The sequence below is a fragment of the Patescibacteria group bacterium genome, assembly GCA_034660655.1.
Classification (GTDB): domain Bacteria; phylum Patescibacteriota; class Patescibacteriia; order JAACEG01; family JAACEG01; genus JAACEG01.
Window position 1 is genome coordinate 1 of record JAYEJU010000017.1, and the last position, 4,608, is coordinate 4,608.

Consider the following 4,608-nt stretch of genomic DNA (forward strand, 5'->3'; position numbering starts at 1 on the left):
TTACAAACCTTTTCAAAAACAAAAAATAGCTTTGTCTAAATGGGAATATATTTATAATCATCTTAGTTCAACTCAAGCGCTTGGATATTTAACCCCGATTGAATTTTATAATCTTTGGAAGAAAAATCCTAAAAAAATTAGGAAATAACCATGGAGTGTCATTACAATGATGAGCCAGAAATGTGGCGGAAAAGGATTGTTATAATTTTTAGTCCAGAGGAAAAAGATTTAATGTTGTCTGTTACTACATCTATCTCAAAATGGATTGTTGAGCACGGTGATGGTGAAAAAGTTAAGAACAAATTAAATGCTGAAAAAATATTGAATAATGCGTTCATACAATATCACAGGAATGAACCTTCTTTAATATTTTTTTTGACAAGGAAAAACGATTTGGGCTTGATGTCATCATATCGCTGGCTGAACATTTTAAATATGAAGAGCATGAAATGGATTTTGAACTGAATAGTTTTATTGATATCGTTGAGGCAAAAATATCAACATCTATCCCAATAAAAGTGGAAAAATCGTCATCTTTGGAAGCGCGAGAAGGATCGCGCAGATTAAATTGAATAAGGAGGAGATTTATCAAAAACATTTTAAAGCCAGCCTTGTTTACAAAACTGGCTTTTGATTTATTAAACAGTTAAAGTATTTTATTGCTTATATGCCCTGCTCTTGTATTTTTTTTATTTTTTGTTATAGTTTTTACATAAATAAATTTAATTTTAAAAAATATTATGCCTGTTAAAAAATCAGCAAAAAAAACATTGCGAAAAGACAAAAAAAAAGCTTTGCGCAATAAAAATGTTAACATGGAATCAAAAACTTTAATTAAAAAAACTAGAAAAGCAATTGACAGCAAAGCAAAAGACGCAAGAGAATTAGTTAAAAAAACAATAAAAAAATTGGACAAAGCAGCCCAAAAAGGAATTATTAAAAAAAATACCGTTGCTAGAAAAAAATCCAGAATAATGAAGCGTTTAAATAAATCCGCTAAATAGATTGAAAAATTTTTTTTCTTATTTCCCTCTCGTAGGGGGGCAAAAAAAAGGGGGGGGGTCAATTCAATTTCCAATTTTTTACACCACCTACCAACCATACAGGGTAGGAAAATTAATAAACTTTAAATATTTTTTTGGTTGTTAGCCAGAACCGAATTCAGAATAAAATCAGAAAATAATAATTTATGATTTGAGTATCCTTGTTTTAATTTAATATCTATAGCCAACAAATGGCTATAGATATTTTTTAATTCAAGCAAACTATATTTTGTTGCTTGAATTTTTACTTTTTGCGCCACAAATGGATGAGCCTTTAATTCAATCGCTAAATTAGCGTTTGGATTCTTTTCAAGCAGATCTTTCGTGCGAATTATCATTTTAAATTGCCTGATTAACATTGTTAAAAGAAAGGACGGTTCCGCTCCCGCCATGAAATGTTTGCTTAATAATTGAAAAGAAAGTTTTTTATTTTTGCTGACAATCGCGTCAATCAATCCAAAAATTGTTTCATTAAATTGATTGCTAACTATTTCTTTTACATCTTCTGCAGAAATATCTTTTTCTTTATAAGCTGATAATTTGTCTAATTCATTACTTATCTGCCATAAATCATTTCCAACTAAACTGATAAGCGAATTGATCGCTTCTGAGTCTATATTTTTTTTGCGGTTTTCAGTTTGTTTTTTTATCCAAGAAAATAACTGACTATTATTTAGCAAAGGAAATTCAAAAGAATATTTTTCTTTTTTCAAAAAATTAAAAAGAGGACCAGCAAGAATTTTGCCTTTATATTTATCAGCGCGGATTGTTCCTATCTTTTCCCAAAAAATAATAATATTTTCAGACGCTAAAACGGGGCTATTTTTATTTTTTAATAAAGCTAAAATTTCTTTTAAAATTTCTTTGCCTTTATTTTTTTCCAACAAATTTTCTATTATAATCATTCTTTTTTTAACTAAAAAACCGCCGGACAAAATAGTCTGCTTAAAACTTTCCAAATCCAATTTTTCGCCATCTATGTCAACTATATTTATTTGCGAGCTGTCAATATCTTTTGTGAATTTATTTTTAAACTCTTTTAATTTTTGCTTAGAGCGGAAAGTGTCCTCTCCGTATAAAAAAATAATCATAGGTGTTAATTTAATTTTAATTTTAGCTTTCGCTTAAATTATTTTAAATCACAAAAAAATATCCACGAATTACTATTGACACAAAAATTTAATATGTTATTATAAAGACATAAATGCTTGACTTGATCAAGCGTCCGAGAAAGTCCCGCTTGCGGGGCTTTCGTTTTTTTTACACTTAATTTAAACCGATCACCCTTTCCAATTCTTTTTTTATTTTTGTAAAATCTACGCTGCTTATTTTGTAAATTTTTCGTGATAATCTTTTTACGCTGAACAATCTTATTTGCGATAAAATTAAAAAATATTTATTTTGATTATAAATAATAGGAAAATAATATTTTTTATCGCTTTTATTAGCGCTGGTAATCGGAATTCCCAAAAAACATTGCCTGTTAAATACTTTTATCACTAAAACAGGTCTTTCAAAATTATTATTTTTCCCATCCTCCTCCACTCCTATATTCAAGCCGATTGACAACCACCAAACTTGTCTTTTTCCTGGCAAAATATTTTTAATGTTATAATTTATTTCTTTTTTCTTTTTATTCCACTTGTCAAAATCTTTTATTTTTTTCTCCATAAATCAAATTTTATTTCCCCTTAAATTCTTTAAATCGCTGTAAAATTTCATCTAAATCATTTTCTTGATCTTTTTGTCCAGTCGCGTCATAGCCGATATGCTCGGCAATTGCAATAAAAATTGGATATTTGCCAAGCTTTTCATTTTTAATTTTTATCTCCTTTTTTATATCTAAATTCTTCAATTTTACCGTATAAAATAGGAATATCAGTGATAATCGCTTTTTCTTGAGTCTTACTATTCCAACGATCTGTTTCCATCGCCCGTTTAGTGTTTCCAGCGACTATAACCGCGAAAGGAGCTTTTAAAACTCTGGCATTGGCAATTGACTGCTTGGTCGCTTGCTCAAATTCCGCGTCTGAAATTCCGTCTTTTTTGCATTCAATAACAATATACGGCTTATTATTTTTGCCATAAATAACCATATCAGCAAATCTGTTTGGAGTTCTATCTTCCATTTCAACTTCAAAACAAATTTTTTCAGGCGGATATTTGTATTTTTCAATAAGATTAAAATAATATTTTGCCCTGACTTTTTCTTCTGGATTTAAAAAACTGTATTTTTTGCCAGAAGCTGAATATTTAATTTTATTTCCATCTAAAACAAAATATCCTTTTTTCTGTCCTAATTTAAGATAATCATTTGAACCGCTTATAATTTTTTCTTTTTGTAATTGATAATTTACGCTCATATTTTTAAATTTATTTATAAACCCCCTGTCTGTGATCAATATCAATGATAAAAACAATAAGTTCCATCTTTTTTATGATGTAAATAATTCTGTATGGCCAGACGCGAAAAGAATATAATCCTTTTTTCTTTCCGGATAATTTTTTGCCGGAAAAAGGGTCTTGAATAATCGCGTCCAACGCCGCTATTATCCGCGCTCGATAATTTTTCGGAATTTTATCAAGATTTTTTCTTGCCTTTGGTTTTATTTGTAGAACGAATGCCATATTTTTTCTTTGGTTTTTCCGCTACGGCAAAACCCCAATCTTTTCCCAAGTCTTTGAGGGTCGGCCATTTTTTATATTCTCCCGTTCTAAACGCTTTTTCTGTTTCAGCAATATCCTTATCCAGATCAGGAAAAATTCTCTCCACTTCCATAGTTTCAACCATTGATTCATATTCTTCGGCAGACATAATAACCGCCTTTGGTTTGCCGTCGAAGGTTAAAACATAAACCTTATTTGGCGTTTGCACCTCTTTAGCAATTTCAAAAATTTTGTTTCTAGCTTCAGTTATTGATAAAATATTTTTAATATTCATATTTTTTTAGTTAATAATTATATGTACATAATAACGTACACTAAATATTTTGTCAAATTATTTCTTTTTTCCGCCAAAGGCGGATTTTCGCAATATTTTAAATTAAGTTACGCTCTGAAAAACTTAAATAATTATTCTTAGTAACAATTATATGATCTATAATTTCAATTCCTAAAATTTTTCCAGCTTCAACCAATCTTTTTGTAGTTTCTAAATCGTCTTCCGACGGCTCAGTGTTTCCTGACGGATGATTGTGAGCGATAATAATTTGCGCTGTTAAATATCTGACTGCTGGTTCAAACACTTCCCTTGGATGAACTAAACTGGCGTTAAGCAAACCAACAGAAATAATTTCTCTTTTAATTTCTTGATTGCGCGCGTCCAGAAAAAAAATAACAAAATGCTCTTTTTTGTTATTTCTAATATCTTTTAATTCGCGCCAAACATCTTTTGGCGACATTATTAAAACTGATTTTTTATTTTTTAATAATCTTCTGCTTAATTCAAAACAAGCGACAATTTCGCAAGCTTTCGCGGATCCTAATCCGTAAGTATTTTTTAATTCTTTAAAATTCGCTTTAGCTAAAGAATTATTTTTGAATTTTTTTAAAATTTTTTTTGCCA

The 4,608-nt window shown here is 29.4% G+C and carries 10 protein-coding genes; 3 read left to right on the forward strand and 7 right to left on the reverse strand.

The features are described 5' to 3' along the window. Positions 1-150: 150 nt before the first annotated feature. The 3 genes from U9O55_00985 (at position 151) to rpsT (ending at position 1,004) form a co-directional block, all read left to right on the forward strand. A complete protein-coding gene (locus U9O55_00985) occupies positions 151-465 on the forward strand; it encodes a hypothetical protein (protein ID MEA2088400.1) in 315 nt (104 codons plus the stop codon). Next, positions 450-572, forward strand: a complete 123-nt coding sequence (locus U9O55_00990; protein MEA2088401.1) for a hypothetical protein — start codon at positions 450-452, stop codon at positions 570-572. Before U9O55_00985 ends, U9O55_00990 begins: the two co-directional genes overlap by 16 nt. 168 nt (positions 573-740) lie before the next feature. Next, positions 741-1,004, forward strand: a complete 264-nt coding sequence (rpsT, locus tag U9O55_00995) for a 30S ribosomal protein S20 (protein ID MEA2088402.1) — start codon at positions 741-743, stop codon at positions 1,002-1,004. Positions 1,005-1,126: 122 nt separating this feature from the next. Here the strand turns inward: rpsT and holA are convergent, their stop codons facing one another. From holA to radC, 7 genes are all read right to left on the reverse strand, one after another. Further along, complete coding sequence (gene holA, locus U9O55_01000; protein MEA2088403.1) at positions 1,127-2,134, reverse strand: DNA polymerase III subunit delta; 1,008 nt, start codon at positions 2,132-2,134, stop codon at positions 1,127-1,129. A gap of 175 nt (positions 2,135-2,309) precedes the next feature. Then, positions 2,310-2,714 (reverse strand): type II toxin-antitoxin system PemK/MazF family toxin, encoded by a 405-nt coding sequence (locus U9O55_01005; protein MEA2088404.1) that lies wholly within the window; start codon positions 2,712-2,714, stop codon positions 2,310-2,312. 10 nt (positions 2,715-2,724) lie between these two features. Further along, positions 2,725-2,898 carry a hypothetical protein gene (locus U9O55_01010; protein ID MEA2088405.1) on the reverse strand — a complete coding sequence of 58 codons (174 nt, stop codon included), beginning with the start codon at positions 2,896-2,898 and terminating at the stop codon, positions 2,725-2,727. Next, positions 2,861-3,406: a type I restriction enzyme HsdR N-terminal domain-containing protein gene (locus U9O55_01015; protein ID MEA2088406.1), complete on the reverse strand. Its 546-nt coding sequence runs from the start codon at positions 3,404-3,406 to the stop codon at positions 2,861-2,863. Before U9O55_01015 ends, U9O55_01010 begins: the two co-directional genes overlap by 38 nt. Positions 3,407-3,416: 10 nt before the next feature. Continuing rightward, on the reverse strand, positions 3,417-3,671 hold the full coding sequence (locus U9O55_01020) for a type II toxin-antitoxin system RelE/ParE family toxin (protein MEA2088407.1): 255 nt from the start codon (positions 3,669-3,671) through the stop codon (positions 3,417-3,419). Continuing rightward, on the reverse strand, positions 3,625-3,984 hold the full coding sequence (locus U9O55_01025; protein MEA2088408.1) for a type II toxin-antitoxin system Phd/YefM family antitoxin: 360 nt from the start codon (positions 3,982-3,984) through the stop codon (positions 3,625-3,627). Before U9O55_01025 ends, U9O55_01020 begins: the two co-directional genes overlap by 47 nt. 97 nt (positions 3,985-4,081) lie before the next feature. Next, the coding region (radC, locus tag U9O55_01030) for a DNA repair protein RadC (protein MEA2088409.1) at positions 4,082-4,608 on the reverse strand (527 nt) is incomplete at its 5' end.